This window comes from Idiomarina sp. (assembly GCF_048265525.1).
Lineage (GTDB): Bacteria > Pseudomonadota > Gammaproteobacteria > Enterobacterales > Alteromonadaceae > Idiomarina.
Genome location: NZ_JBLXBI010000005.1, coordinates 91,904 through 115,267, shown reverse-complemented (window position 1 = coordinate 115,267; position 23,364 = coordinate 91,904). Strand labels below are relative to the sequence as shown.

General features: G+C 48.0%; 23 protein-coding genes. 12 read left to right on the top strand and 11 right to left on the bottom strand.

What is annotated here, in order from left to right; all coding sequences use genetic code 11:
- Positions 1-10: 10 nt before the first annotated feature.
- Positions 11-283 (bottom strand): oxidative damage protection protein, encoded by a 273-nt coding sequence (locus ACN0TF_RS11155; RefSeq protein WP_417441985.1) that lies wholly within the window; start codon positions 281-283, stop codon positions 11-13.
- Positions 284-294: 11 nt separating this feature from the next.
- Positions 295-1,335, bottom strand: coding sequence for an A/G-specific adenine glycosylase (gene mutY / locus ACN0TF_RS11150; protein WP_417441984.1), 1,041 nt, complete (start codon positions 1,333-1,335; stop codon positions 295-297).
- Between the two features lie 115 nt (positions 1,336-1,450).
- On the opposite strand from mutY, the gene ACN0TF_RS11145 reads away from it, so the two are divergent.
- Together ACN0TF_RS11145 and trmB are read left to right on the top strand one after the other, a co-directional pair.
- Positions 1,451-2,536, top strand: a complete 1,086-nt coding sequence (locus ACN0TF_RS11145; protein ID WP_417441983.1) for an OmpA family protein — start codon at positions 1,451-1,453, stop codon at positions 2,534-2,536.
- A gap of 112 nt (positions 2,537-2,648) precedes the next feature.
- On the top strand, positions 2,649-3,365 hold the full coding sequence (gene trmB, locus ACN0TF_RS11140; RefSeq protein ID WP_417441982.1) for a tRNA (guanosine(46)-N7)-methyltransferase TrmB: 717 nt from the start codon (positions 2,649-2,651) through the stop codon (positions 3,363-3,365).
- A gap of 17 nt (positions 3,366-3,382) precedes the next feature.
- Here trmB and hemW read toward each other — a convergent pair whose 3' ends face one another.
- Both hemW and rdgB read right to left on the bottom strand, forming a co-directional pair.
- Positions 3,383-4,534 carry a radical SAM family heme chaperone HemW gene (gene hemW / locus ACN0TF_RS11135; RefSeq protein WP_417441981.1) on the bottom strand — a complete coding sequence of 384 codons (1,152 nt, stop codon included), beginning with the start codon at positions 4,532-4,534 and terminating at the stop codon, positions 3,383-3,385.
- Positions 4,531-5,139 (bottom strand): RdgB/HAM1 family non-canonical purine NTP pyrophosphatase, encoded by a 609-nt coding sequence (rdgB, locus tag ACN0TF_RS11130; protein ID WP_417442101.1) that lies wholly within the window; start codon positions 5,137-5,139, stop codon positions 4,531-4,533. Before rdgB ends, hemW begins: the two co-directional genes overlap by 4 nt.
- A 133-nt stretch (positions 5,140-5,272) precedes the next feature.
- Between rdgB and ACN0TF_RS11125 the strand changes: the two genes are divergently transcribed.
- Entirely contained in the window at positions 5,273-7,003 is a 1,731-nt protein-coding gene (locus ACN0TF_RS11125; protein WP_417441979.1) for a potassium/proton antiporter, read from the top strand.
- Here ACN0TF_RS11125 and ACN0TF_RS11120 read toward each other — a convergent pair.
- From ACN0TF_RS11120 to ACN0TF_RS11105, 4 genes are read right to left on the bottom strand one after another with little or no spacing between them, the layout of a single operon-like run.
- Positions 7,000-7,422 carry a DUF4426 domain-containing protein gene (locus tag ACN0TF_RS11120; protein WP_417441978.1) on the bottom strand — a complete coding sequence of 141 codons (423 nt, stop codon included), beginning with the start codon at positions 7,420-7,422 and terminating at the stop codon, positions 7,000-7,002. The genes ACN0TF_RS11125 and ACN0TF_RS11120 overlap by 4 nt on opposite strands.
- Positions 7,423-7,444: 22 nt before the next feature.
- Positions 7,445-7,972, bottom strand: a complete 528-nt coding sequence (locus tag ACN0TF_RS11115) for a YggT family protein (protein ID WP_417441976.1) — start codon at positions 7,970-7,972, stop codon at positions 7,445-7,447.
- A gap of 8 nt (positions 7,973-7,980) precedes the next feature.
- Positions 7,981-8,805: a pyrroline-5-carboxylate reductase gene (gene proC, locus ACN0TF_RS11110; RefSeq protein ID WP_417441975.1), complete on the bottom strand. Its 825-nt coding sequence runs from the start codon at positions 8,803-8,805 to the stop codon at positions 7,981-7,983.
- Positions 8,805-9,515: a YggS family pyridoxal phosphate-dependent enzyme gene (locus tag ACN0TF_RS11105; RefSeq protein WP_417441974.1), complete on the bottom strand. Its 711-nt coding sequence runs from the start codon at positions 9,513-9,515 to the stop codon at positions 8,805-8,807. Before ACN0TF_RS11105 ends, proC begins: the two co-directional genes overlap by 1 nt.
- Positions 9,516-9,551: 36 nt before the next feature.
- On the opposite strand from ACN0TF_RS11105, the gene ACN0TF_RS11100 reads away from it, so the two are divergent.
- The 3 genes from ACN0TF_RS11100 (at position 9,552) to tsaD (ending at position 12,773) form a co-directional block, all read left to right on the top strand.
- Entirely contained in the window at positions 9,552-10,586 is a 1,035-nt protein-coding gene (locus ACN0TF_RS11100; protein ID WP_417441973.1) for a type IV pilus twitching motility protein PilT, read from the top strand.
- Positions 10,586-11,626: a phosphodiesterase gene (locus tag ACN0TF_RS11095; RefSeq protein WP_417441972.1), complete on the top strand. Its 1,041-nt coding sequence runs from the start codon at positions 10,586-10,588 to the stop codon at positions 11,624-11,626. Before ACN0TF_RS11100 ends, ACN0TF_RS11095 begins: the two co-directional genes overlap by 1 nt.
- Before the next feature lie 112 nt (positions 11,627-11,738).
- A complete protein-coding gene (gene tsaD, locus ACN0TF_RS11090; protein WP_417441971.1) occupies positions 11,739-12,773 on the top strand; it encodes a tRNA (adenosine(37)-N6)-threonylcarbamoyltransferase complex transferase subunit TsaD in 1,035 nt (344 codons plus the stop codon).
- Here tsaD and plsY read toward each other — a convergent pair.
- Positions 12,757-13,347 carry a glycerol-3-phosphate 1-O-acyltransferase PlsY gene (plsY, locus tag ACN0TF_RS11085; RefSeq protein ID WP_317497260.1) on the bottom strand — a complete coding sequence of 197 codons (591 nt, stop codon included), beginning with the start codon at positions 13,345-13,347 and terminating at the stop codon, positions 12,757-12,759. The genes tsaD and plsY overlap by 17 nt on opposite strands.
- A 97-nt stretch (positions 13,348-13,444) precedes the next feature.
- On the opposite strand from plsY, the gene folB reads away from it, so the two are divergent.
- Both folB and folK read left to right on the top strand, forming a co-directional pair.
- Positions 13,445-13,828: a dihydroneopterin aldolase gene (gene folB / locus ACN0TF_RS11080; protein WP_417441970.1), complete on the top strand. Its 384-nt coding sequence runs from the start codon at positions 13,445-13,447 to the stop codon at positions 13,826-13,828.
- Positions 13,829-13,839: 11 nt separating this feature from the next.
- Entirely contained in the window at positions 13,840-14,349 is a 510-nt protein-coding gene (gene folK, locus ACN0TF_RS11075) for a 2-amino-4-hydroxy-6-hydroxymethyldihydropteridine diphosphokinase (protein WP_417441969.1), read from the top strand.
- On the opposite strand, the gene ACN0TF_RS11070 is transcribed toward folK, so the two are convergent.
- Entirely contained in the window at positions 14,346-15,458 is a 1,113-nt protein-coding gene (locus ACN0TF_RS11070; RefSeq protein ID WP_417441968.1) for a multifunctional CCA tRNA nucleotidyl transferase/2'3'-cyclic phosphodiesterase/2'nucleotidase/phosphatase, read from the bottom strand. The two genes, folK and ACN0TF_RS11070, sit on opposite strands and share 4 nt — an antisense overlap.
- A 109-nt stretch (positions 15,459-15,567) precedes the next feature.
- Here ACN0TF_RS11070 and ACN0TF_RS11065 point away from each other — a divergent pair, with 109 nt between their 5' ends.
- From ACN0TF_RS11065 to ACN0TF_RS11050, 4 genes are all read left to right on the top strand, one after another.
- Positions 15,568-16,986 carry an ExeA family protein gene (locus tag ACN0TF_RS11065; RefSeq protein WP_417441967.1) on the top strand — a complete coding sequence of 473 codons (1,419 nt, stop codon included), beginning with the start codon at positions 15,568-15,570 and terminating at the stop codon, positions 16,984-16,986.
- Between the two features lie 25 nt (positions 16,987-17,011).
- The gene (locus tag ACN0TF_RS11060) at positions 17,012-17,710 is read left to right on the top strand and encodes a general secretion pathway protein GspB (protein WP_417441966.1); all 699 of its coding nucleotides are present in this window, start codon (positions 17,012-17,014) and stop codon (positions 17,708-17,710) included.
- 108 nt (positions 17,711-17,818) lie between these two features.
- Positions 17,819-19,603: an acyl-CoA dehydrogenase C-terminal domain-containing protein gene (locus ACN0TF_RS11055; protein WP_417441965.1), complete on the top strand. Its 1,785-nt coding sequence runs from the start codon at positions 17,819-17,821 to the stop codon at positions 19,601-19,603.
- A complete protein-coding gene (locus ACN0TF_RS11050; RefSeq protein ID WP_417438538.1) occupies positions 19,593-20,042 on the top strand; it encodes a hypothetical protein in 450 nt (149 codons plus the stop codon). The genes ACN0TF_RS11055 and ACN0TF_RS11050 overlap by 11 nt, the downstream gene beginning before the upstream one ends.
- Before the next feature lie 49 nt (positions 20,043-20,091).
- Here ACN0TF_RS11050 and putA read toward each other — a convergent pair whose 3' ends face one another.
- The gene (gene putA / locus ACN0TF_RS11045; protein ID WP_110013974.1) at positions 20,092-23,259 is read right to left on the bottom strand and encodes a bifunctional proline dehydrogenase/L-glutamate gamma-semialdehyde dehydrogenase PutA; all 3,168 of its coding nucleotides are present in this window, start codon (positions 23,257-23,259) and stop codon (positions 20,092-20,094) included.
- Positions 23,260-23,364: the final 105 nt, after the last annotated feature.

Here is a 23,364-nt window from a genome sequence, read left to right as displayed (position 1 = left end):
ATGCGATGCATTAACTCTCTGGTGGGGTATAGCCTTCAATTTCAGGGTTTTCCCCTTCGAATAAAAAGGCTGTCATTTGCTTTTCAAGAAACTCACGATCAGTCGGATCCATCATGTTCAACCGTTTTTCGTTTATCAGCATGGTTTGTTTCTTTTGCCATTCTGCCCAGGCTTCTTTTGATATGTGGTTAAAAATACGCTCACCCAGCTCGCCGGGGTAGAGTTGAAAATCGAGACCTTCGGCTTCTTTTTGAAAATGCTCACAAAATACAGTACGGCTCATGCTGTGTTCACCTATTTAGTAGTTAACTGCTCCATCAGTTTAACGGTTGGTGCAGCAAAGCCCAAGTCCTGATTAGTATTAGCTTTTACCCACAGGTGTTGTGCTTCGTTAAGTAAAGTCTCAGAGGGGGTAACGTCAATTAGCAGGGGCTTACAGTCCAGGTGGAAGTGGCTAAAGGTATGACGAAAAGGTGACAGCTGCTGTCTTGCCAGTTCAGTGACACCGTATTGTTGGGCTAAGGAAGGAATGTCCGTTTCCTCATCACATTGTGGAAAGCACCAAAGCCCGCCCCATATACCAGACTGCGGGCGCTTCTCCAGCAAGAACTGATGGTTATGCCGAAAAAGCAGCATGTGCGTTGCTTTTACTGGTTTAATCTTTTTCGGCTTCTTTCCCGGATACTGTGCTATTGTGTCCGTTGCTTTGCCAATACAGGTGCTATTGACAGGGCATTGCTCGCAAAGCGGTTTACTGCGAGTGCAAATCATTGCACCGATATCCATCATTGCCTGATTGTATGCGCCGGAGTCTTGCTTCGGGGTCAATTGTTCACTCAGTTGCCACAGTTGCTTTAAAACATCTGCCTTACCAGGCCAGCCAGAAACAGCAAAATGACGTGCTAATACACGCTTGACGTTGCCATCCAAAATAGGTGCGTATTCACCATGCCCAAGAGAGCGAACTGCACCGGCTGTTGAACGACCAACCCCAGGTAATTGTTCGAGTTCATGAACTTTTTCGGGGAATTCACCGTTATATTGAGTGCAAACAAGTTTTGCGGTTTTATGAAGGTTCCGGGCTCTTGCGTAATAACCTAATCCAGTCCATAAATTCAATACTTTGTCTTGTGGGGCTGAGGCCAGTTGCTGAACCGTAGGAAAAGTTGCCATAAAACGTTCGAAGTACGGAATAACGGTAGTGACCTGGGTTTGTTGCAGCATAATTTCTGACACCCAGACGCGATAGGGCGTGACGTTTTTCTGCCATGGCAGATGCTTGCGCCCGTATTGCTGAAACCAATTGAGAACCTGTGAACTAAATGTCTGAGTCAACTGTAAATCTCTGCAAATAAAAATGACTTAACTGAAGAATGTACTACTCTTTATGGCATACACAGTGTCTCATATTCCGAGCATGATTGTTATTGCAATTAAAAGGAGCTTTGCAATGAAAACCTTAAACTTAATTACTTTATCTTTGCTGACCGCTGGATTAACCGCTCCAGTTTTTGCACAACAAACTGAGGTTGAGCAAAACGACTTTTATCTGGGCGCGCGTTTAGGCGCATTTTCTGCCGACGATGATCGTGTTGCGGTAAAAAATGGTCAAGCATTTTTCGTTGACGACGGATTCAAAACCATTACTTCGGGTGTTGAAGCCGGCATGATGTTTACTGAGGCATGGGAAGCCCGCATTTATTATGACTACATGGATGCTGACTTAGTCGGTGCCGGCGATGCCTACGGCGACAGCTACGGTGTCGATGCACTCTACCACTTCAACAACAACTTTTACGCTGGTTTAGGTTTGAACAACACCGAAATTGGTGATGTTACAGATGTTGCTGCACGAGTCACTCTTGGTCATCGCAGCTTTATTACCGATAATCTGGCATGGCGTGTTGAAGGTGGTGCTCAGCGTGGCTGGGAAGAAGACTACACGGAAATGTTCGCAAACGTTGGTTTGCAATGGTTCTTTGGCGGTCGCGACACCAGCCCTGAACCTAGAACGCGTCCAGAGCCACGCCCTGAACCTCAAAAAGCGGCACCTGAACCTAAATCTGTAGATTCTGATGGTGACGGCGTTGTTGACTCAAAAGACAAATGCGCCAATACACCTAAAAATTACTCAGTAGATGAGACCGGTTGTATTCTTTATGAAAACGAGACCATTACTGAAGAGTTACTGGTAGAGTTTGACTTAAACTCGTCAAATATCCGCAGTGGTGAACGGTCAGATATTAAAGATATGGCGGAGTTCATGAAAGAGCATCCACAGTTGGATATCACTATTCATGGACATACAGACAGCACGGGCGAAGCGAAATATAACCAGTGGTTGTCTGAGCGTCGCGCAGAGGCTGTTGCCAACGCACTTGTTAAGCAACATGGTATTGAGAAGAGCCGCGTTGACTTTAAAGGTCACGGCGAATCTCAACCAAAAGTTCGCGAGAATAGCGCTGCTGACAGACAGGAAAATCGTCGCATAGAAGCAACATTGAAAGTCGTAAACCGGGTACCTAAAACTCGTTAATACCGATTGTATTGATTGCTTGAAATAGCGATAATAGCTCTACTCTAAACAGGCCTGATTTTTCAGGCCTGTTTTTTTGGTATTAGCTAAGTCATTAATTTTCAGGAAAGTCATGAGCCATTTTAAAACTGCCGAAGAAGCCGCCGCTGCGGGAAAATACGTGAGAACAGTGCGCAGCTTTGTGAAAAGAGAAGGAAGACTGACAAAAGGGCAGGCTGCTGCAATTGAACGTCTTTGGCCTTCAGTAGGTTTAACTCTGGAGAATGGCCGGTTGGATTTAGTTGAGGTGTTTGGTCGGCAAGCCCCAGTAACGCTGGAAATTGGTTTTGGTATGGGGCATTCACTAGTTGAGATGGCAGCTAATGCTCCCGAACGTGACTTTATTGGTATAGAAGTGCATGAACCTGGTGTAGGTGCTTGCCTTATGGCGGCAGAGGAAGCTGGGGTGGAAAACTTTCGGGTGTTTCATGAAGACGCGGTCGAAGTATTAAAACAATGCATTCCGGATAAAAGTCTGAACTGTGTTCAAATTTTCTTCCCCGACCCCTGGCACAAGAAGCGTCACCATAAACGCCGCATTGTACAGCCCGAGTTTGTGCAATTATTAACTCAGAAAATTGAGACTGGCGGAGTAATTCATTTGGCAACAGACTGGGAAAACTACGCAGAGCATATGCTGGAAGTTTTGAGTAGCGAACCCCGGTTAACCAATTTGTCGTCTTCAGGTGACTACGTACCACGTCCCGACAATCGCCCAAAAACCAAGTTTGAACGCCGGGGTGAAGGAAAAGGCCACGGCGTTTGGGATCTTCAGTTTAAAATCAACTAATCTGCCACGCTTCTGGGTTAATCCAGAAGCGTATCCAGAACAGAGTTTAAAAATCGGTGACCGCGTTGAGTTAGTTGCCAGTTAAGCTCGTCTTCCGTTACAAGCTCCAGAGTTTTCGCTTTCGTTAACTGCTTTGAAGCTGCCTCTGCAGAAAGAGCTGTGGTCTGTTCAAAATTACTTTTACTAACCGGCTCCAGTAAGCGGAACTGGTTCATGAAAAACTCAAACAAGCGGTCCTCTACTGCAACTTCTTTTAATTGATAGCGCAGGGGCTTGGTTAAATCTAAATAGCCTTTGGGGTGCTTCACCTTTTCGCAACGCAGAATTTTATTTTGCTGAGGCAGAGTGACTTTGCTGTGGGCTCCGCAACCAATACCTAAATAGTCGCCATATTGCCAGTAGTTACGATTATGCCTGCTCTGATGGCCTGGTTTAGCGTAAGCGCTCACTTCGTACTGAGAATAACCTGCTGCTTCCAGAAGTTTATGACCCTGCTGATAAATTTCCCACAGTGTATCGTCATCCGGGAGTTCCGGGGGCTGGCTTGCAAATAGCGTGTTAGGCTCAATCGTCAATTGATACCAGGAGATATGCGGCGGGTTCAGGGCAATGACCTGACGTAGGTCGTCTAATGCCATTTCTACGGTCTGATCAGGCAAGCCATGCATAAGGTCGAGATTAAAACTGGATAGCGGTAATTCACTTGCGTGCGCGGCCGCATCTTTTGCCTGTTGCGGATTGTGAATACGCCCCAGGCGCTGTAACTGATGCTCCTGTAAGCTCTGAACACCAATAGACAACCGGTTGATGCCTGCAGCAACGAAAGCAGAGAACTTTTCGGTCTCAAAGGTTCCCGGGTTGGCTTCCATGGTGACTTCACAATCGGAACTTAATGCGACTATTGAACGAACGCCGTCCATTAATTGCTGAATTGCTTTTGCGGACAATACGCTTGGCGTACCTCCACCGATAAATATCGACTGAATTTCCCGGTTCTGAACCCAGCCCAAGTCGGCTCGTAAGTCTTCTAAAAGACGGCCGACATAGCTTGCTTCGGGCACATCGCCGGTCAGTTTATGAGAATTGAAATCACAATAAGGGCATTTCTGAATACACCATGGAATGTGTATATAAAGAGACAGGGGCGGAAGCGTCAGAAGAGAAGTCATTCAGCCAACTGCTCCAGCAGCAGCTTTAATGCTTGTCCGCGGTGGCTGAGCCCTTGTTTTTCTGTTTTGCTTAACTGCGCTGCTGAGCAGTTTTTTTCTTTAACCCAGAACACCGGGTCGTAACCGAAGCCTTCTTCTCCAACCGAGTGAGTTAATATGTGTCCGTCCCAGCGGCCCTGGCAGATGATTGGTGTCGGATCTTCCGCACTTTGCATATAAACCAGTACGCAATGAAAACTTGCCTGACGCTGGCTTTCTTCAACGCCCTCTAAGGCTTTCAGTAATTTATTGATGTTGTCGGAGTCGGTGGCGTTGCTGCCAGCGTAGCGAGCCGAGTAAACGCCGGGAGCGCTATTTAAAGCGGTAACGGCCAGACCTGAATCATCAGCAATAGCAGGTAACCCCGTTTGCTGGCATGCGTGGCGCGCTTTTATAATGGCATTTTCGACAAAAGTGGTGCCGGTTTCATCAGCCTCAGCGAAGTCCCACTCTGACTGCGGACGAACTTGCCAGTCGGCGGTGGTATCTGTTTGGCTTAACATGTGCCGTAACTCGGCAACTTTTCCCGAGTTGCCGGTAGCCAGCACTAAGGTGTTTTGTGACATCATAAGCGAACCTGTACCCTAATTATCAAGAGGCACAGGATAAAGGGTTTTAACGGGATTTGAAATCTAACATTAGCCTCTAAGTGAAACCTGCTATGATGAACAAGCAGAGACAAAGATAAGGAGATTCTATTTGGATTCGGCTAACACCTTGATTTTATTGTGTGGCTTGCTGCTGGTCGTCAGCATTTTAGCCGCTGTAGCATCCAACCGGCTGGGTGCACCTGTACTGCTGACCTTTTTGTTAATTGGAATGCTTGCGGGTGAGCAAGGTGTATTAGGTGTCGAATTTAACAATCCGGATATTGCATTTTTTATTGGCTCTGCGGCTCTGGTTATTATTTTGTTTGATGGAGGCATGCGCACGCACCCTGAGCGTTTTCGGGTAGCCCTCTGGCCCGCTATTAGCCTGGCAACTATAGGTGTTGCGTTAACTTGTACTCTGGTGGCTTCCGCCGCGGTATATTGGTTTGGTTTGCCTTGGCCTGCGGCTTTACTAATGGGAGCGATACTCAGCTCAACAGATGCCGCGGCGGTGTTTGGCATATTTCAATCCCGCGGGTTGCAGATTAAAGAGCGGGTCGCATCCACCCTTGAGATAGAGTCGGGCAGTAACGACCCCATGGCCGTTATTCTGACTTTAACCATGACCGGTGCCGTAGCCAGCGGTAGCTTCCCTGACTGGTACTGGGTAGGCCTGGATATTGTCTGGCAGCTAATTGGGGGACTGACCATAGGTTGGTTAGGTGGTCGGTTATTTATTATTGCCGCACGTAAATTACCTCTTAGTTTCAGCTTCTTTCCATTGCTGGCGGTAGCCTGTGCTATTTCCATTTATGCGCTAACAGCCAAACTCCATGCGAGTGGGTTTCTGGCAGTCTATTTAATGGGTTTTGTTATTGGTAATGCAAGGCTGCCCCAGCTAGTGCATATACTGCAAGTGCAGGATGGATTAGCCTGGTTAAGTCAGATAGCCATGTTTCTTATTCTGGGGTTATTGGTTGTTCCTTCTCATTTAGTAGCTAACGCGCCGGTAGCCATTGGTATTGCCTTTACCTTAATTTTTATTGCCCGCCCGTTAGCTGTGGTTGTTAGCTTATTGCCATTTAGCTTTCCCTGGCGTGAACAGGTGTTTATCAGCTGGGTAGGCTTAAGAGGTGCGGTTCCTATCATACTGGCCTTATTCCCTTGGTTGAGTGGCGTACCTGATCAAGAACTGTATTTTGATATCGCCTTTGTGGTGGTGATGATTTCACTCATTATTCAGGGGTGGAGTATTGCCCCGGTAGCGCGTTGGTTAGGTCTTGAGGTGCCGTTAAAAGCAAAACCTCAGCAACGTATGCCACTATCATCGGTGCCCAGTAAAGAGGCGCTGGAGGTTTGGCTTTATCGCATTGATAAAAACTCACCTGCCTGTGACCATACCTGGAAGGAACTAAAACTGACGGCGCCGGCTACCTTCGTGGGGCTAATTCGCGATGGTGAATGGTTACAGCCGGAAACTCAGCCTATGGTTGAAGAGGGCGACGGTTTATTGGTAGCTGCAACCGTTAAAGATATTGATGAGGTCAGTCGAATTCTCGCTTCAGGTGGTAAAGGCTTAAAAGTATCCGAGAACGACTTCTTTGGTGATTTCACCTTACGAGGAGATCTTACCCTGGCCGATGTTGGTAGTTTCTATCCCGTAGGGGAACTTAATGAAGGCTTATTGAGCACCACGATATCTGACTACTTTTTACTGAAGTTCCACCGCCGTGTGGTGATTGGCGACATGATACGTTTAGGTGATGTTATTCTGACCGTAAGACAAGTCAGTGATAAAGGTGATATTCAGTCCATTGGTGTGAAGCCGGTAACAGCCTAGTCATTTAACCAGAACTCCTGATTAAATTTAAACTGTTGCTCACCAACCTGAATGGTAAAACGCAGGGTTTCGGCATTGGAGTACTCAAACTGAGCCAGATAATAACTGGCATCACCTTCAGTCACCTGTTGAAAATCCAGCTCCTGTATTTGTCCCAGCGGATTAACCACTTGTCCGGTTACCCCTGGTGTTTGCGCTTTTTGAGTCTTTTTATCCAGTACCGCAATATTGAGAACGCCTTTCGATGCGCTCCGTGTTAAGTCGTATTGCGTCGCAATAGAAGGAGATAAAGAGGTGGAGTTAAAAGCGCTGTAGTGAACATCCCAGTCGCCGAGCGTCTCTTTCTGTTCAGCCATAACAATGCCTGAAAATATTAAAGAAACGACCATTACTGTTTTAACAAAGAATGCTTTACTCATCACTTTTCCTCCACCAGTAGTATTAAACACCAATCAATATACGTAAAAACTGCAGTGCAATAATGACAACCAGTACCGATAAATCTAAGCCTCCTATTGGAGGAAGAATTTTACGTACAGGCGCTAGTAACGGCTCTGTGATTTGGTGCAGCATGGCTTCTACCGGGTTGTACCCTTGTGAGAACCAGCTGAGTATTGCCCTAATAACCAGTACCCAAAACAACATTGACAGCAAACTGCTTACAGCCGTTAATATTCCCTGAATGACAATAACCAACGGGCTAACAGCTAAGTCATTTAGCCAAACCAGAGCGGCGACTTTTAACATACCTAATGCCAATGCAAAAATTAAGCTGGCTGTATCCAGCTTGCCCAGCATTGGCATAAAGCTGCGCAGCGGACCCACTACAGGCTGGGTTGCCTTATAAACAAACTGGCTGACCGGGTTATAAAAGTCAGCTTGAGTTAACTGCATCCAGAGTCGCAAAAGTACGATGACCAAATACAGGTCAATTATGGTTGCGACTAAAAATGTAAGGGCGTTATTCATAGTGACTCCTAAAAGAGTTTCGCCATTTCCTGATTACGGTTAACCGCGGCTTTTACCGCTTTTTCCGAAATGCCGTGTAAGTCTGAATCTTGGTAGGCTTCAACACCTTTTGCTGTTGAGCCGCCTTTACTGGTGACTTGTTTGCGCAAGTCTTCCAATGATAACTCACTTTCTTTAGCCATTTGAGCGGCACCTAAGCAGGTTTGCTGAACCATAGCGCGCGCTTTCTCGGCATCAAAACCAAGCTCGGTTGCAGCTTTTGCCAGGCTGTCCATAAACTCGAAAAAGTAAGCTGGCCCACTGCCTGCTACGGCGCCAAGAATATCGAGTTGATCTTCGTCACTAACCCAGAGTGTTTCACCTACGCCATTAAAGGCTTCGGTTACAAAGTTTTTATCGGCTTCGTCAACGGAATCGTCAGTAACTAAACCTGACATGCCCTGACCTACCAGTGACGGCGTATTTGGCATAACGCGGATAATACGGATGTTTTCGCCTAAATACTCGCGATATTTAGGAATACGAATACCGGCGGCAATGGTAATTATTAATTTGTCTGTCAGGTTATGAACGTTTTCACGTAAGTGAGCGCAAACTTCCGCCATTAACTGAGGCTTAACCGACAGTACGATAGCGTCAGCGTTATTCACCACTTCCAGATTGTCGTTACTGGTATTAACGCCAAGCTCCGACTTCATTTTCTCTAATTTGGCGTTACTTGGGTTACTGACCCAGACTTTGTCAGCAGGGTAACCGCTTTTGCACATACCGCCGACAATGCTTTGTGTCATATTTCCTGCGCCAATGAAGGCAATATTCCGAATGTCGTTCATTAGGACTCCCGTTCTCCAAAAATTGCTGTTCCAATACGTACCATGTTAGCACCCTCAAGCACCGCTTGTCGCATATCACCCGACATCCCCATGGATAAGGTATCAATTTGCTCGCCATAAGTTTGTTGCAACTGTTGGTAGAGCTTATACATCTGCTGAAAGCTTTTTTCCCGTTCGTTTTCTGTTGTCCCAGCTTTAAGAATAGTCATTAAACCGCGTAATTTTAGTTTAGGGCAATTCATAACGTATTCCGCTAAAGCTTCAACCTGCTCGGGAGCTAAACCCGATTTGTTGTCGTCATCATCAATATTAACCTGCAATAACAGGTTGAGCTGTTGCGAATCGTCGGGGCGCTGCTCATTGAGGCGACGAGCTATTTTTTCCCTTTCTACGCTTTGCACCCAATCAAAGTGCTGAGCTATGTCTTTAGTTTTGTTCGACTGAACCGGACCGATAAAATGCCACTGTACCGGCTCAGTAGTTTGTTCTTTTAGCTGAGTAATTTTGTCGACGGCTTCCTGAACATAGTTTTCGCCGAAATGCATTTGTCCGGCGGCAATAGCTGCTTTTATTGCTTCCAAAGAGTGCTTTTTACTCACCGCCAGCAATTTGACCGACTGCTGGTGTGGCGATTCTTCAGATAAAATCTGCAATTGCTGACGTATTTCCGCGAGATTATTTGTTATCTTTTCTGCTACCTTAGTCGTCATTGCCACCGTCATCTCACTTATTCAGGGATAAGATATATGAATGTTAACGAATTACTGGCCTTCAGTGTGAAACAAAATGCCTCGGACTTACATTTGTCCTCCGGCAGTGTCCCTATGATTAGAGTGGATGGGGACATTCGTCCGCTAAATCAACCTGAGCATCAGCCGGATGAGCTGAAAGACATGTTGTTTGAGGTGATGACCAAAGGCCAGTGGCAGGAGTTCGAGGAAAAATTTGAGTGTGATTTTTCCTTTGAAATAGAAGGAGTTGCGCGTTTCCGTGCCAACGTGTTTACCCAGCGTAAAGGCATTGCAGCGGCTTTTCGTATGATACCTGCCGAAGTCACCACTTTAGAGCAGCTCGATGCTCCGGAGATATTTAAGGACATTGTCAGTGCCAACCGGGGGTTAGTGTTGGTGACCGGGCCGACCGGCTCGGGTAAATCAACCACACTGGCGGCCATGGTGAATTATTTGAACCAAAACCGGGCGTTGCATATTTTGACCATTGAAGACCCCATAGAATTTGTTCACGACAATCAAAAAAGTCTGGTCAGTCAGCGCGAAGTTCATCGGGATACTCGCAGTTTCAGTGCGGCGCTTCGTTCAGCGCTGCGCGAAGACCCGGACGTGATTCTGGTAGGGGAAATGCGTGATTTGGAAACCATTCGTTTAGCCATGACGGCAGCTGAAACTGGACATTTGGTTTTAGGTACTTTGCATACAACGTCGGCGCCAAAAACCATTGACCGTATTATTGATGTGTTCCCGGGGGATGATAAACCCATGATCCGTTCCATGCTGTCTGAATCTTTACGTGCCGTTATCTCGCAGAACTTGCTAAAACGAGTTGGCGGTGGTCGTGTTGCCGCACATGAAATTATGCTGTCATCGCCAGCTATTAAAAACTTGATTCGAGAAGACAAGGTGGCGCAAATGTACTCTTCTATTCAAACCGGAGCAGAGCGGGGCATGCAAACATTAGATCAGGCACTCAAGAAATTACTGGCTCGTGGCGATATAGATGCAGAAGAGGCACGCCGCTGTGCGGTGACTAAAGAGGATTTCTAATGCTAATACGGAGCGTTTGGCTGCTTCTGCTGTTGGCTGTGGCGTTTAGCGCGCCCGCACAGCAGACAACACGAGTGGCTTTTGGCTGTTGCATTGACCATACCAAGCGACAGGAAGTCTGGGATGCAATTAATCATGCGCAGCCTGAAGTCTTTGTGTTCCTGGGCGATACTATCGATGAGAACGCCGGTGATATGGACGACTTACTGGATGCCTATGAGGTGTTTAACCGTTACCGCGGGCCACGGGTTCTGCGACGCAACTCTGCGGTTATGTCGGTCTGGAACAGTAACGATTACAGTCTGGATAGCAAGAGCGGAAAAAACAACCCGAACCGCTATGCCGTTCGCAACCACTTTCTTACCTTTTGGCGTGAGCCGGCAACCTCGGAACGGCTGTTTCAAAGTCATGGTATTGCAAAGAGCGTAATTTTTGGGAATGAACCGCAACGTGTGCAGGTTATTGTTCTGGACGGCCGCTGGAACCGTGACCCACTGAGTCAGGTGGGCTGGGTAGAGCGTCAGACTCGCCGGTTTAATGCTGATTTAGGCCCTTATCAGTCGAATAATACCGGCGATTTGCTGGGTGATGAGCAATGGCAGTGGCTTGCGGAGCAATTAAAAAAGCCCGCGGAAGTCCGCATTATTATGAGCGCGACCCCGGTGATAGCTCCTGCTAACGGCTATGACAGCTGGGCACTTTACTTGCGCGAACAAAACCGTTTAAAAGAGTTGTTAACGGAACTGAAACCTTCAGGTTTATTGCTGGCGAGCGGTGACCGCTTGTTCGGTGAGTTCGCTAAGTCAGATGAATTCCTGCCTTATCCGCTCTGGCAGGTGACGCCGGGGTCTATTAACGTTGACGGTGAAACGCCTTACTCATCTAGTTATCGCGACGGTGAGGCTTATGCTGAAAGCCGTTATGGTCAAATTGAAGTCATTTGGAAAGAGCAGCCGGAACTGGAGCTAACACTCCGTGATGTTGACGGCCGGCCGCTCGACACTCGTAAACTCAATCTGAATCAGTTACAACCAGACTAGGCGGTTTACGATGCAGTGTTTTCGTGACGTGTTCTAACTTCAGCGAGTCATGTGAATAAAAATCAGGTAAAATAGCTTCAATTGTCGGTAAATAGCAGAATTGGTTAGTACTATGCGGGTATTGGGTATTGAAACGTCTTGTGATGAAACGGGTGTTGCGGTGTACGACACCGAAAAGGGCTTATTAGCACACCAGTTGTACTCGCAGGTGAAACTGCATGCCGACTACGGCGGCGTGGTGCCCGAGCTGGCATCGCGCGACCATGTACGTAAAACCTTACCGCTGATTAAAGCTGCCCTAAAAGAAGCCGGTATCACTCATCAGCAACTGGATGGCATTGCTTATACCATGGGACCTGGGTTAGTTGGCGCTTTACTAGTGGGTGCCTGCATCGGCCGCAGCCTGGCGTTTGGCTGGAACTTACCGGCGGTTGGAGTTCACCATATGGAAGGCCACTTGCTGGCGCCGATGCTGGAAGAAAACCAACCTGAATTCCCCTTCGTTGCCTTGTTGGTTTCCGGCGGTCACACTCAACTGGTTCAAGTTAAAGGCATAGGCGATTACCACTTGCTGGGCGAATCAGTAGACGACGCCGCAGGCGAGGCTTTTGATAAAACCGCTAAGCTGATGGGACTAGATTATCCGGGCGGTCCTCGTCTGGCCGCTTTGGCTGAACAGGGCAACAGCGATCGTTTTACCTTTCCGAGACCAATGACAGACAGACCCGGCCTTAATTTTTCTTTCAGTGGTTTGAAAACTTCTGCGGCTAATACTCTGGCCGCAAATGACAGTGATGAACAGACCCTGGCGGATATTGCGCGGGCATTTGAAGATGCGGTGGTTGATACATTGGTGATTAAATGTCGCCGGGCGCTAAAAGAAACCGGTTACAAGCGTTTGGTCGTTGCTGGTGGTGTTAGTGCCAATAAGCATTTACGCGCAAAACTTGAAGCTTTATTAGAAAAACAGAAGGGTCAGGTGTTTTACCCGCGCACGGAATTTTGCACTGATAACGGTGCGATGATCGCCTTAGCGGGCGCTCTGCGTTTACAAGCGGGAGAACGTGAGCCATTGGCAGTGAAAACCTATCCGAGATGGCCGATGACAGATTTGAAACCGATGGCAAATATTAGCGACGCCGTTTAAAGGCTTTTTCTTCGCCCGAGGACAAGCGCAGAATATTGGCCTGATGCCGCCAGAGTATCAATAGCGAAATCATAATAACCGGCACCGTATATTGGGGCTTTATCCAATAGGCATAAAAGGGAGCCAGACAAACGGTCACTAAAGCCGCTAAAGAAGATACCCGGCTGATACGGAAAACCAGTAACCAGGTGGCAATAAGCAACAAAGCCATTTCCCAGGCAACCGGGAACATAGCACCTAAGGCGGTAGCAACAGCTTTGCCGCCACGGAAATGGAAGTAAAGCGGGAAAATGTGGCCAAGGCAGGCTGCAACCGCAATTAGGCCAAGGAAAAACGGCTCAATGCCGAGAAAGTAAGAGCCCCACACCGGAACCATACCTTTTAAAACATCAAACCAAAGAGTTAATAACGCAGGGACTTTTCCGCCAACCCGGTAAACATTAGTGGTTCCGGGGTTGCCTGAGCCTTCTTTGCGCGGGTCTGGTAAGCCCCAAAGTCGGCAAATAACCACAGCGCTACTGATAGAGCCCAGAAGGTAGGCTGAAAGTATCATCAGTAAAGTAAGCGCTGTCATGGGGTACGAATCCCTCGTTGGTTAAGGTAGACTGCGATTAAAAGTCAATGCCCCTAGAATAAGCGGTTTTTTGGGCAATTACCACGGGTTAACACAAATGGAACAAGCAGATATTGATGTCGTTAGCATTGAAGGCTTAACCGTAGAGACCATCATTGGTGTCTATGACTGGGAAAAAGAAAAAAAACAGCAGTTGGTGCTGGATATTCAGATGAGCTGGGACAACCAGCGCGCCGCAACCACTGACAATATTGACGACGCTTTAGATTATGCACTGGTGAGCGAGCGGGTGTCTGTCTGGGTAGCTGAAAAGCCGCGTCAGCTAATAGAAACGGTCGCGGAAGGCGTTGCCAGCCTCATTTTGAATGAGTTCGGAGTGCAGAACGTTGAAGTGCGGGTGGCTAAACCCGGAGCTGTGCCTAATGCTAAAACGGTCGCTGTAAGCGTTCGCCGAAGTGTTTTCGACAGCCCATTTGGGTAAGAGGATAAGTTGTGGCGCAAGTTTTTCTCGGAATAGGTTCTAATACGGAACGTGAAAAACACATTCGGGCAGGGCTGAAAGCCATTGCAAAGAGCTTTACCTGGCAGCAACGTTCAAGAATTTTTTGCAGCGCTTCGGTCGGGTTTTCCGGAAGTGATTTTTACAACCTGGTGGTCGAGGTAGAAACTGACCTTTCTGTTACCGAAGTTCTTGCCGAATGTAAGCGCATTGAGCAGGAAAACGGACGGGTTCCGGGTAGTGCCAAGTTCAGCCCGCGAACCTTAGACATTGATGTATTGTTGTACGATGACGTTATTCGGGAGCAACAACCGCAGTTGCCTCGCGGTGAAATCCTTGAAAATGCTTTTGTGCTCTGGCCTCTGGCTGAAATAGCCGGGCACCGCTTGCATCCGCTTTTAAATTTGAGCTACCGGCAGTTGTGGGAACAATACCAGCAGACCCATAAAGACTCGCCGCAACAATTAGAGCCTATTAATGATACCCATTGGCTGGAAGATTAACTCACTGCCTCAGCCAGTATCTGTTCACGCTGTTCGCGTAAGGCATCACCCAGGGCTTTACCGGTGAGACCTTGCTGCTGCAAAGTCTCAGCATTAAGTGCTGCTGCTTTTTCTGCCCCTGAACGTAATTTTTTATGCTGATCAGCGACACTTTGTTGTTGCTTAGATTCACTATGTTCAGCTTGCCTTAACTGCAGTAACTGCTCGAGCTTTTCGGGGCGACGCCAGTAGTCAATTTGTTTCAGTATTGCCGCCAGTTGGGTTTTTTCGGGTAGCTGAGGTGCGGTAATAAAGCCTTCGTGATTTCTTGCCAGCAAAGCGCAGTCACGGTAATGATTCGGTATGGCCAGTTGCCGACAGAATGGCTTTAGGCTCTCAGGTGTTGATTGCTCTATAAACAAGCTGGCAAATCGCAGCGTGGCTGAGTCTGAATAAGCCGATGTTCTTTGCAAACGCTGCAGTTGTGCATCATCGGCGGTTATTCCGGGCAACACCTGAGAAAGCGCCTGTATGTCTTTAAGCAGAGTTAAAAAAACGGTTGGCGTTTGGGTTGTCAGTGACTTTCCCCATTCCCGCCAGACCCGTTCAGGGACTAAGTGACTGAGTTCCTGACTGGCTGACATTTGTTGCAGCAGTTGCTGAGTCTCTTCGGCGACGGTAAAGCCTAAGTGGGCAAAGCGTGCGGCAAAGCGCGCCACTCTTAATACTCGTAGTGGGTCTTCGGTAAACGCTCCAGAAACATGGCGTAATTTACGGGCTTCAATATCCTGAACGCCGTTGTACGGGTCGACTATTTCGCCGTCCTCGCTTTGCGCAATGGCGTTAATGGTTAGATCTCTGCGGGCTAAATCATCTTCCAGAGTTACATCGGGAGAGGCAAAAACGTCAAAGCTGGTGTGGCCTTTACCGGATTTACGCTCAGTCCGGGCCAGTGCGTATTCTTCGTGGGTACTGGGATGCAGGAACACCGGAAAGTCTTTACCTACTTGCTGAAACCCCTGCTTTAACAAGTCTTCTGCACGGGAACCCACCACTACCCAGTCACGTTCGTGCACGGGTAATTTCAGAAGTTTGTCACGTACTGCGCCGCCAACTAAGTATACGTCCACTGTTCACCTCAACTTTGTTTGGCATGATCATGTCGAATCACTGGTCGATGTGCAAGCAAGTCGTTACACTGTTGAACAAATAATACTATCAGCACAATAGCGGACCGATATGTATCAGAACTATTTTGGTCTTCAGGCAGAGCCTTTTTCCATTGCCCCGGACCCGAACTACCTTTACCTGAGTGATCGGCACCAGGAGGCTTTGGCGCATCTTACGCAAGGGCTACAAGGCAGTGGTGGCTTTATTCTGTTAACCGGGGAAGTGGGAACCGGCAAAACCACGGTATCCAGAGCTTTACTGGAGCAGTTGCCTGAGTCAACAGAAACGGCGTTCATTCTTAATCCTATGCTGAATGAGGACGAACTGCTTGCGAGTTTGTGCGATGAATTTGGTATTCGTTATCAAAAACGCTCTGCGACCCGTAAAACTCTGACCGATAAGCTCAGCCAGTTTTTTCTGAAAGCCAATGAGGATGGTCGCCAGTGTGTGGTGCTGATTGATGAAGCTCAGCATTTACGCCCGCAGGTTCTGGAGCAGCTGAGGTTACTGACCAATTTAGAAACCCATGATCGTAAATTGCTTCGGGTCATTTTAATTGGTCAGCCGGAATTACAGGACTTACTGCGCAGGCAGGAGCTTCGCCAACTGGCACAGCGAATTACCGCCCGTTATCATATTTTGCCGCTGACAGAGCAGGACACGCAACGCTACATTGCTTACCGCCTGCAGGTGTCAGGTGCAAACCGTCCTTTATTTAGTTCAGCTGCAGGGCGAAAGGCGCATCAGTTAACTCAGGGCATTCCCCGCTTATTAAATCTTTATTGTGACAGGGCATTGTTGGCAGCTTATACGGAATCTAGTAGCGAAGTGTTGCCCAGGCATATACAGCAAGCGCATATTGAACTGAATGGTACTACCGGCAACAGGAATAGACAGCCGCACTCAGCTTTATGGCGTTGGGCGGGGGCTTTTTTGCTTCTTGTCGCCAGCGCCGTTGGCAGTTACACCCTGATTAACGATACGGAAAAACCGTCGGAAACTACGACCAGCAGTCAATATCAGGCCGCAAAGGAGCTGGCGAGTGTCTGGGGTTTGCCGGACCCCCCGGTAGATGCTGATTTTTGTCAGTGGGTAGAACAATATGATCTTGCCTGTCTTGAGTTAAATCAAAGCCTGCAGCAGCTGCGCAGCATTAATTATCCGGCATTACTTTACAAACGAAATAAAAGCGCTGATTTAATAACGAATGGTACAGCGATAGATACTAATGGCTGGAACGGTGCTTTCCTTCTTCTGTATCAACAGCCGTTGGCTGAAAATGCCGACGCACACCAACAGTGGGTCCGTGAACAGCTGGCAAAACACTTGGATTCTGAATGGGAAAGTCAGTCATCGGCTGAACAATTTAAAGCACTGCAAAAAAGTCAGGGGCTGCGGGTAACCGGGGAGCTGGATGAAGCGACAATGGCATGGCTGGCATCGCGAGCATCTGATTTTGGGCCCAGATTGAGTAAAGAAAGCGAATAAAAAGAGCGAGTAAAGAGAGCAAGTAATGTCATCCTTATTAAAAGCGTTAAAGCAGCAACAGTCGCCATTATTAAAACAAACCTCGGTGCTTGATGCCTCGCTTATGGCTAACGATAAACACCGGCGTAGCTGGAGTTGGTTACTTTGGCTTTTGGTGCTTATTCTCGGCACGGGACTGGGTTCTGTCGGAGCGGCGTGGGTTGGTGAAAAAAATCAATCTCAACGTCCTGAAGCGGAAGGCTTCCGTTGGGGGGAAACCGCCAGTATTGAACCGGTTGAATGGGAAGCAAAACCCGAGCCCGAACCCGCTCCGGAGGAAGAGCCGGAAGTGACGCAAAGCGGTGGCCAACAGCAATCGTCAGAATCGGTGCCAAGCAGGCAAGCTCTGGATCTTTCGACTGTTTCGCCAGACTTGTTGCAGCGCTTCGAAGCGGCAGTGAACGACACTAGTAATAACGATGATAATAGAGTCGATACCAGTGTCATACCTTCATTAAGTGAACTCTCGAGCTCGTTTCAGCGACAGGTACCAGCGTTTAGTTACGACAGCCACATGTACCGCTCTAGTGCATCTCAGCGGTGGATTGAATTGAATGGGCAGCGACTGTACGAGGGCGATGCGTTAAATCAGCTTACAATATTGCGAATAGAGCCACAAAAAGTGGTTTTGATTAAAGACTCACAGGCATTCTCCCAGCCAGCTTTAGAAGACTGGCAACAATAGAAATTATTGACATCCTGCGAAGGGATTCATACTCTTGTGCGACAAAGTTTAAACAAGCGTTTAAATTATTAGTTTGAATGCTTCGGAATTTCTATAAGAGGTAATGATATGGCTGACTACAGAGCTCCCCGCGACGACATGGATTTTGTTTTGCATGATGTATTCCGCGTTGCTGATGACTGGCAGCAGACTCCTGAACTTGCCGACATGATGGACGTTGAAACCGCTGGCGCTATTCTTGATGAAGGCGCAAAAGTAGCGGAAAACTTAGTTGCCCCCATAGCCCGTGAGGCGGATGAAGAAGGTGTTAAGTTTAAAGACGGCGAGGTGACAACACCTAAAGGCTATAAAGAGAACTTTCGCCAGCTGGCTGAAGGTGGCTGGGTTGGTGTGACGGCAAATCCCGACTTTGGCGGTATGGGTCTGCCTAAATCTTTATCTGCTCAGTACGAGGAAATGCTTTGCAGCGCGGACATTGCCTTTTCTCTTTATCCGGGTTTAACCTCCGGCGCTATCATGGCAATTAATTCGCATGGCAGTGATGAGCTGAAGAATCATTATTTACCGCGTATGGTCTCGGGTGAATGGACAGGTACCATGTGCCTGACCGAACCTCATGCCGGTACGGATTTAGGCATTATTCGCAGTAAGGCTATTCCCGCGCAAGACGGCAGTTTTTCACTTAGCGGCACCAAAATATTTATTACTGGCGGTGAGCACGACTTAACCGACAATATTGTGCACTTGGTGCTAGCTAAATTGCCGGACGCACCGGCGGGAACAAAAGGTATTTCCTTATTTGTGGTGCCTAAGTTTTTATCCGACGAGCAGGGTAACCTGACCGAACGCAACAATGTTAGCTGTGGTTCTATCGAACACAAGATGGGTATTCACGCATCAGCAACTTGTGTCATGAACTTTGATGGAGCTAAGGCCTGGCTGGTTGGTGAGCCTCATCGCGGTTTACCGGCTATGTTTACCATGATGAACTATGAGCGATTAGGCGTTGGTATTCAGGGGCTGGGAGCGGCAGAACGTTCGTACCAAAATGCTCTGGAATACGCTAAAGATCGTATTCAGGGACGCGGCGCAAAAGCAACTCGTAACGACCAAGCCGAAGCCGACTCAATTTTAGTGCACGGCGATGTGCGCCGTATGTTACTGACTATGAAGTCTCTGACTGAAGGTGGTCGGGCGTTTTCGACCTGGGTTGGGCAGCAGCTCGATCGTTCCAAATACGCCGGAGATGATCAGGTTAGACAAAAAGCCGATGCCATGGTGGCGTTATTAACGCCTGTTGCGAAAGCGTTTTTAACCGACACTGGACTGGAGTCGACCATTCATGGCCAACAGGTTTTTGGCGGGCACGGTTATGTCAGGGAATGGGGCCAGGAACAATTGGTTCGCGATACTCGTATAGCTCAGATATACGAAGGCACTAATGGTATTCAGGCGCTGGACTTATTGGGTCGTAAGGTGTTTGGTTCACAAGGTCAGCTATTGCAGCCCTTTAACGAAGAAATTCAGAGCTTTCTGGATGAAACTGCGACCAGTAGTGAATGGATAAAGCAGCGTGATCAACTGCAGCAGGCGTTGAATATTCTCAATGGTGTCAGTGAGGAAGTACTGCAAAAAGCGGCTGGTGATGAGAATTTAGTGAACAGCGTGGCGGTTGAGTATCTGCATCTGGTAGGCTATGTTTCTTACGCTTACCTGTGGTTGAAAATGGCAATAGCCGCAGAGCCACTGTTAAACGACAAGCCATACCTTGCAACTAAAGCAAAAACGGCACGTTTCTATTTTGCCCGCATTTTGCCTCGCATTCATAGCCTGGCAGCTGCGATAAAAGATGGTAGTGAAAGCCTTTACTTACATAGTGACGATGAATTCTAAAGACGAAAAAAAAGAAAGCAATGCACTGACGTTTTATCGTGATAGTCGCCGCCCTCAGGCCTGGGGCGGCTTCTTTTTAGCGATATGGATGGCAATTTATATTGGCGATGCGGTTCCCTTGTGGATTATCGTTACGGGCGCGCTGCTGACCATGGCTATTGTTATGGCAATTGTAGTGAAGTTTAGACCATTGCAACCGGCCGCATTTTATAATGACCTTGAGTTAATGGAAAAACGCCTCATTTTACCTCCCAGAACTTACCAGTTGGAAAACCCGCCGGTACTGCAACAGTATGAAAAGGATTTAGCCGGTTTGAGTTTTGTTGATGAAAAAGGGCGCAGGCAGGAAATTATTGTCATTTTAAATGACAGCCTCAAACGGCAACTGGAAAATTACCAGATAGAGCTAAAAAGTTACGAAGAAATAAACGAAGAATAAAGTAAAAAGCCAGCGATTTCTCGCTGGCTTTTCTGTCTATTGCTGGCCTTTAATCGTCCAAAGACAACAAGGTAGCGTTACCGCCAACGGCAGTAATATTATCACTACGCGTTTTTTCGGTAACAAAGCGGGTTAGGTAGTGTGGTCCGCCGGCTTTCGGTCCGGTACCTGACATGCCGCGACCACCAAATGGTTGTACGCCGACAATCGCACCTATCTGGTTACGGTTAATGTAAACGTTACCAACATCAATACGGCTAGCTACGTCGTGAGCAAAGGTCTCGTTACGGCTGTGAATACCGAAAGTTAAACCAAAGCCTGTGTTATTGATGCTCTCTATAACCTCGTCAATTTCACTCGTTTTAAAGCGAATAACGTGAAGAATTGGCCCGAAGTTTTCTTTTACCAACTGGCTGATACTGTCAATTTCGATTGCTGTAGGTGCAACAAAAGTACCGCCCATAGCGTAATCAGGCAGTGGTGCACGAGCAATTAGGCGGCCGGCCTGCTGGATATCTGATATGTGCTGTTCCAGGTTAGTTTTTGCAATACCGTCGATAACCGGACCAACGTCAGTTTCATGCAGCAGTGGGTCACCAACTTGCAGTTCTTCCATAGCGCCACGTAGTAAGTCGAGAACACGATCAGCAACATCATCCTGTACGAATAGAACTCGCAGGGCTGAACAACGCTGTCCCGCACTCTGGAAGGCACTGGCAACGATATCGGTGACAACCTGTTCCGGCAGAGCGGTAGAGTCAACCATCATGGCATTCTGTCCGCCGGTTTCAGCAACCAATGGCACAATTGGACCAGTACGTGCCGCTAGTGCGCGGTTAATGGCCTGAGCAGTATAAGTCGAACCGGTAAAGCAAACGCCACCAATGTCTTCCTGGCTGGTTAAATAGCTACCGACCTCGGCACCACTGCCTGGCATAAAGTGCAATACGTTACCCGGAATGCCTGCTTCTAAAGCCAGCTGCACTGCGCGGTATGCGATAAGCCCGGTTTGCTCTGCTGGTTTAGCAATAACTGAGTTACCGGTAACCAAAGCGGCTGCAACCTGGCCGACGAAAATGGCAAGAGGGAAGTTCCATGGGCTAATACAAATGAAAGTTCCACGACCTTCAACAAACAGCTCATTGTCTTCGCCTGTCGGACCCGGTAACTGAATAGGGCCACCCATGAGTTCACGCGCCTGGTTGGCGTAATAACGACAGAAATCAACGGCCTCGCGAACTTCGTCGATACCGTCCTGTAAGCCTTTGCCAGCTTCTACAGAACACAGAGCGATAAGCTCGTTACGGTTAGCTTCCATTAAGTCGGCAAATTTCTCTAAGCATTCCGCCCGCTCTTCGGTCGGAACGTTACGCCAGGATTTGTAGGCAGCGTTCGCACTTTTCAGTGCTTGCTCAGAGAGCTTTTTATCACCCCAGTAGATACTGCCAACCTGCTTCGAGGTTTCCTGAGGGCTGGTAATACTGACGTGGTGATCGGTTTCTATGGTTTTCCCATCGACGATGGGGCCGCCTTGCCATTGTTTGTCACGGTACTGTTGAACCGCTGCAATAAAATCATCTGCTTGTGAGTGAATATTCATATTCAATCCTAATGAATTTGTGCGATCCCCATACATTTCTGAGGGAAGTGGAATTTTGCTGTTAGCGTACTTCTCGTAGCCGGACGCGGTTTTCATCGGGTGCTCGACTAAGTCATTGACCGGTGTGTCTGCATCTAGCAGCTTGTGGACAAACGACGAGTTAGCACCGTTCTCTAAAAGCCGGCGGACTAAATACGGCAACAAATCTTTGTGAGGGCCTACTGGTGCGTAGATACGTACCACCATACCTGGATTTTGCTCCATTATGGTGTCGTACAAGCTATCACCCATGCCGTGCAAACGCTGATACTCAATTCGACGCTGATGGGTCTCATTCATTTGTTGAATGGCCATAAAGGTTTGCGCGTTGTGAGTCGCGAATTGCGGATAAATGGCACCGTCAGTGTCGTCACTTAATAAGTAACGTGCACAGGCCAGGTATGAAATGTCGCTGTGTGACTTACGAGTAAATACCGGGTAACCAAGCAGACCGTTTTCCTGAGTCCACTTAATCTCGTTATCCCAATAAGCCCCTTTTACCAAGCGTACAGGAATTTCATCGCCACACTCTTTTGCCAGTGCCGTTATCCAGCACAAGGTTGGTAGTGCACGCTTCGAGTAGGCCTGTACAACCAAACCAAAACGAGGCCAGCCTTTACAGACACCGCTGCGGTAGACTTTCTCAAACAGCTCCATTGAAAGCTCGTGGCGATCGGCTTCTTCGGCATCAATGGTCACACCAACATCGGCTTCTTTGGCCAGCTTGACCAGTTCGGTCAACGTGGTGGCCAGCTCAGTCAGTACACGTTCGTGATTTGATGCTTCATAACGAGGGTGCAAGGCTGACAATTTAATTGAAATTGTCGGGCGTGGCGCATCCGGGTTATTGAATTCTTCTTTGGTTATCGTCTTGATTGAGTTGACGTACTGCTGCTTGTAGTAATCCGCATCCTTCATGGTTAATGCGGCTTCGCCTAGCATATCGTAAGCGTGAGTGTAGCCCTTGTCACGGTTATCGCGGCTTTCTTTCAAGGCTTCCTCAATGGTACGTCCCAGTACGAACTGTTTACCCATAATTTGCATGGCGGTGTAGGTTGCCTTGCGAATAATGGGTTTACCGAGTTTGCGAACAAGACGACGAAAAGCACCACGAGGGGTTTCCATAGCTTTACCTGTAGGGTTTGTCACACTGTTTGTCAGTGCCAGCCCCCAGGTACCTGAATTAACTAACCAGGACGCACTCTGGCCCATATGTTTCTGCCAGTCTCCGCCGGAGAGTTTATCTTGAATTAACGCGTCGGCTGTATAAGCATCAGGAATTCGCAATAGTGCCTCGGCAAGGCACATTAAAATAATACCTTCTTTGGTATCTAGGCTGTACTCTTGCAGAAATGCGTCGACGACGCCGTTATCTGCCTGTTCCCTCACTTGCTCAACTAACTTAGCTGCGCGCTCGGTTACTGCGCTAACCGTATCATCATCGGCAGGAACCAGCGGCAACAACTCACGCATATATTCGTCTTCATCAACAATATAATTGTCAGTAATTGCCTGCTGTAAGGACTTTAAGTCCTCAGCCTGATGCTGTTTGGATAGCACCTCACTCGCTTTGAACATAGCATCTCCTGTGTAGCCAGGCCGAAGCTCGGCGTGCTTCCCCAAAGTTGGGAATCGGCGCAAGTATAAGCTTATTTTTGCGCGGGTAAAGACCCTTCATGGTCG

What these genes read in the sequence shown, in the direction of transcription:
- ACN0TF_RS11060 (WP_417441966.1), top strand. Translation starts at nt 17,012, where the DNA reads ATGTCATCCTTATTAAAAGCGTTAAAGCAGCAACAGTCGCCATTATTA.
- trmB (WP_417441982.1), top strand. Translation starts at nt 2,649, where the DNA reads ATGAGCCATTTTAAAACTGCCGAAGAAGCCGCCGCTGCGGGAAAATAC.
- ACN0TF_RS11100 (WP_417441973.1), top strand. Translation starts at nt 9,552, where the DNA reads ATGAATGTTAACGAATTACTGGCCTTCAGTGTGAAACAAAATGCCTCG.
- ACN0TF_RS11155 (WP_417441985.1), bottom strand. Translation starts at nt 283, where the DNA reads ATGAGCCGTACTGTATTTTGTGAGCATTTTCAAAAAGAAGCCGAAGGT.
- putA (WP_110013974.1), bottom strand. Translation starts at nt 23,259, where the DNA reads ATGTTCAAAGCGAGTGAGGTGCTATCCAAACAGCATCAGGCTGAGGAC.
- ACN0TF_RS11065 (WP_417441967.1), top strand. Translation starts at nt 15,568, where the DNA reads ATGTATCAGAACTATTTTGGTCTTCAGGCAGAGCCTTTTTCCATTGCC.
- ACN0TF_RS11145 (WP_417441983.1), top strand. Translation starts at nt 1,451, where the DNA reads ATGAAAACCTTAAACTTAATTACTTTATCTTTGCTGACCGCTGGATTA.
- ACN0TF_RS11105 (WP_417441974.1), bottom strand. Translation starts at nt 9,515, where the DNA reads ATGACGACTAAGGTAGCAGAAAAGATAACAAATAATCTCGCGGAAATA.
- ACN0TF_RS11120 (WP_417441978.1), bottom strand. Translation starts at nt 7,422, where the DNA reads ATGAGTAAAGCATTCTTTGTTAAAACAGTAATGGTCGTTTCTTTAATA.
- ACN0TF_RS11050 (WP_417438538.1), top strand. Translation starts at nt 19,593, where the DNA reads ATGAATTCTAAAGACGAAAAAAAAGAAAGCAATGCACTGACGTTTTAT.
- ACN0TF_RS11055 (WP_417441965.1), top strand. Translation starts at nt 17,819, where the DNA reads ATGGCTGACTACAGAGCTCCCCGCGACGACATGGATTTTGTTTTGCAT.
- ACN0TF_RS11095 (WP_417441972.1), top strand. Translation starts at nt 10,586, where the DNA reads ATGCTAATACGGAGCGTTTGGCTGCTTCTGCTGTTGGCTGTGGCGTTT.
- rdgB (WP_417442101.1), bottom strand. Translation starts at nt 5,139, where the DNA reads ATGTCACAAAACACCTTAGTGCTGGCTACCGGCAACTCGGGAAAAGTT.
- hemW (WP_417441981.1), bottom strand. Translation starts at nt 4,534, where the DNA reads ATGACTTCTCTTCTGACGCTTCCGCCCCTGTCTCTTTATATACACATT.
- plsY (WP_317497260.1), bottom strand. Translation starts at nt 13,347, where the DNA reads ATGACAGCGCTTACTTTACTGATGATACTTTCAGCCTACCTTCTGGGC.
- proC (WP_417441975.1), bottom strand. Translation starts at nt 8,805, where the DNA reads ATGAACGACATTCGGAATATTGCCTTCATTGGCGCAGGAAATATGACA.
- tsaD (WP_417441971.1), top strand. Translation starts at nt 11,739, where the DNA reads ATGCGGGTATTGGGTATTGAAACGTCTTGTGATGAAACGGGTGTTGCG.
- folB (WP_417441970.1), top strand. Translation starts at nt 13,445, where the DNA reads ATGGAACAAGCAGATATTGATGTCGTTAGCATTGAAGGCTTAACCGTA.
- ACN0TF_RS11115 (WP_417441976.1), bottom strand. Translation starts at nt 7,972, where the DNA reads ATGAATAACGCCCTTACATTTTTAGTCGCAACCATAATTGACCTGTAT.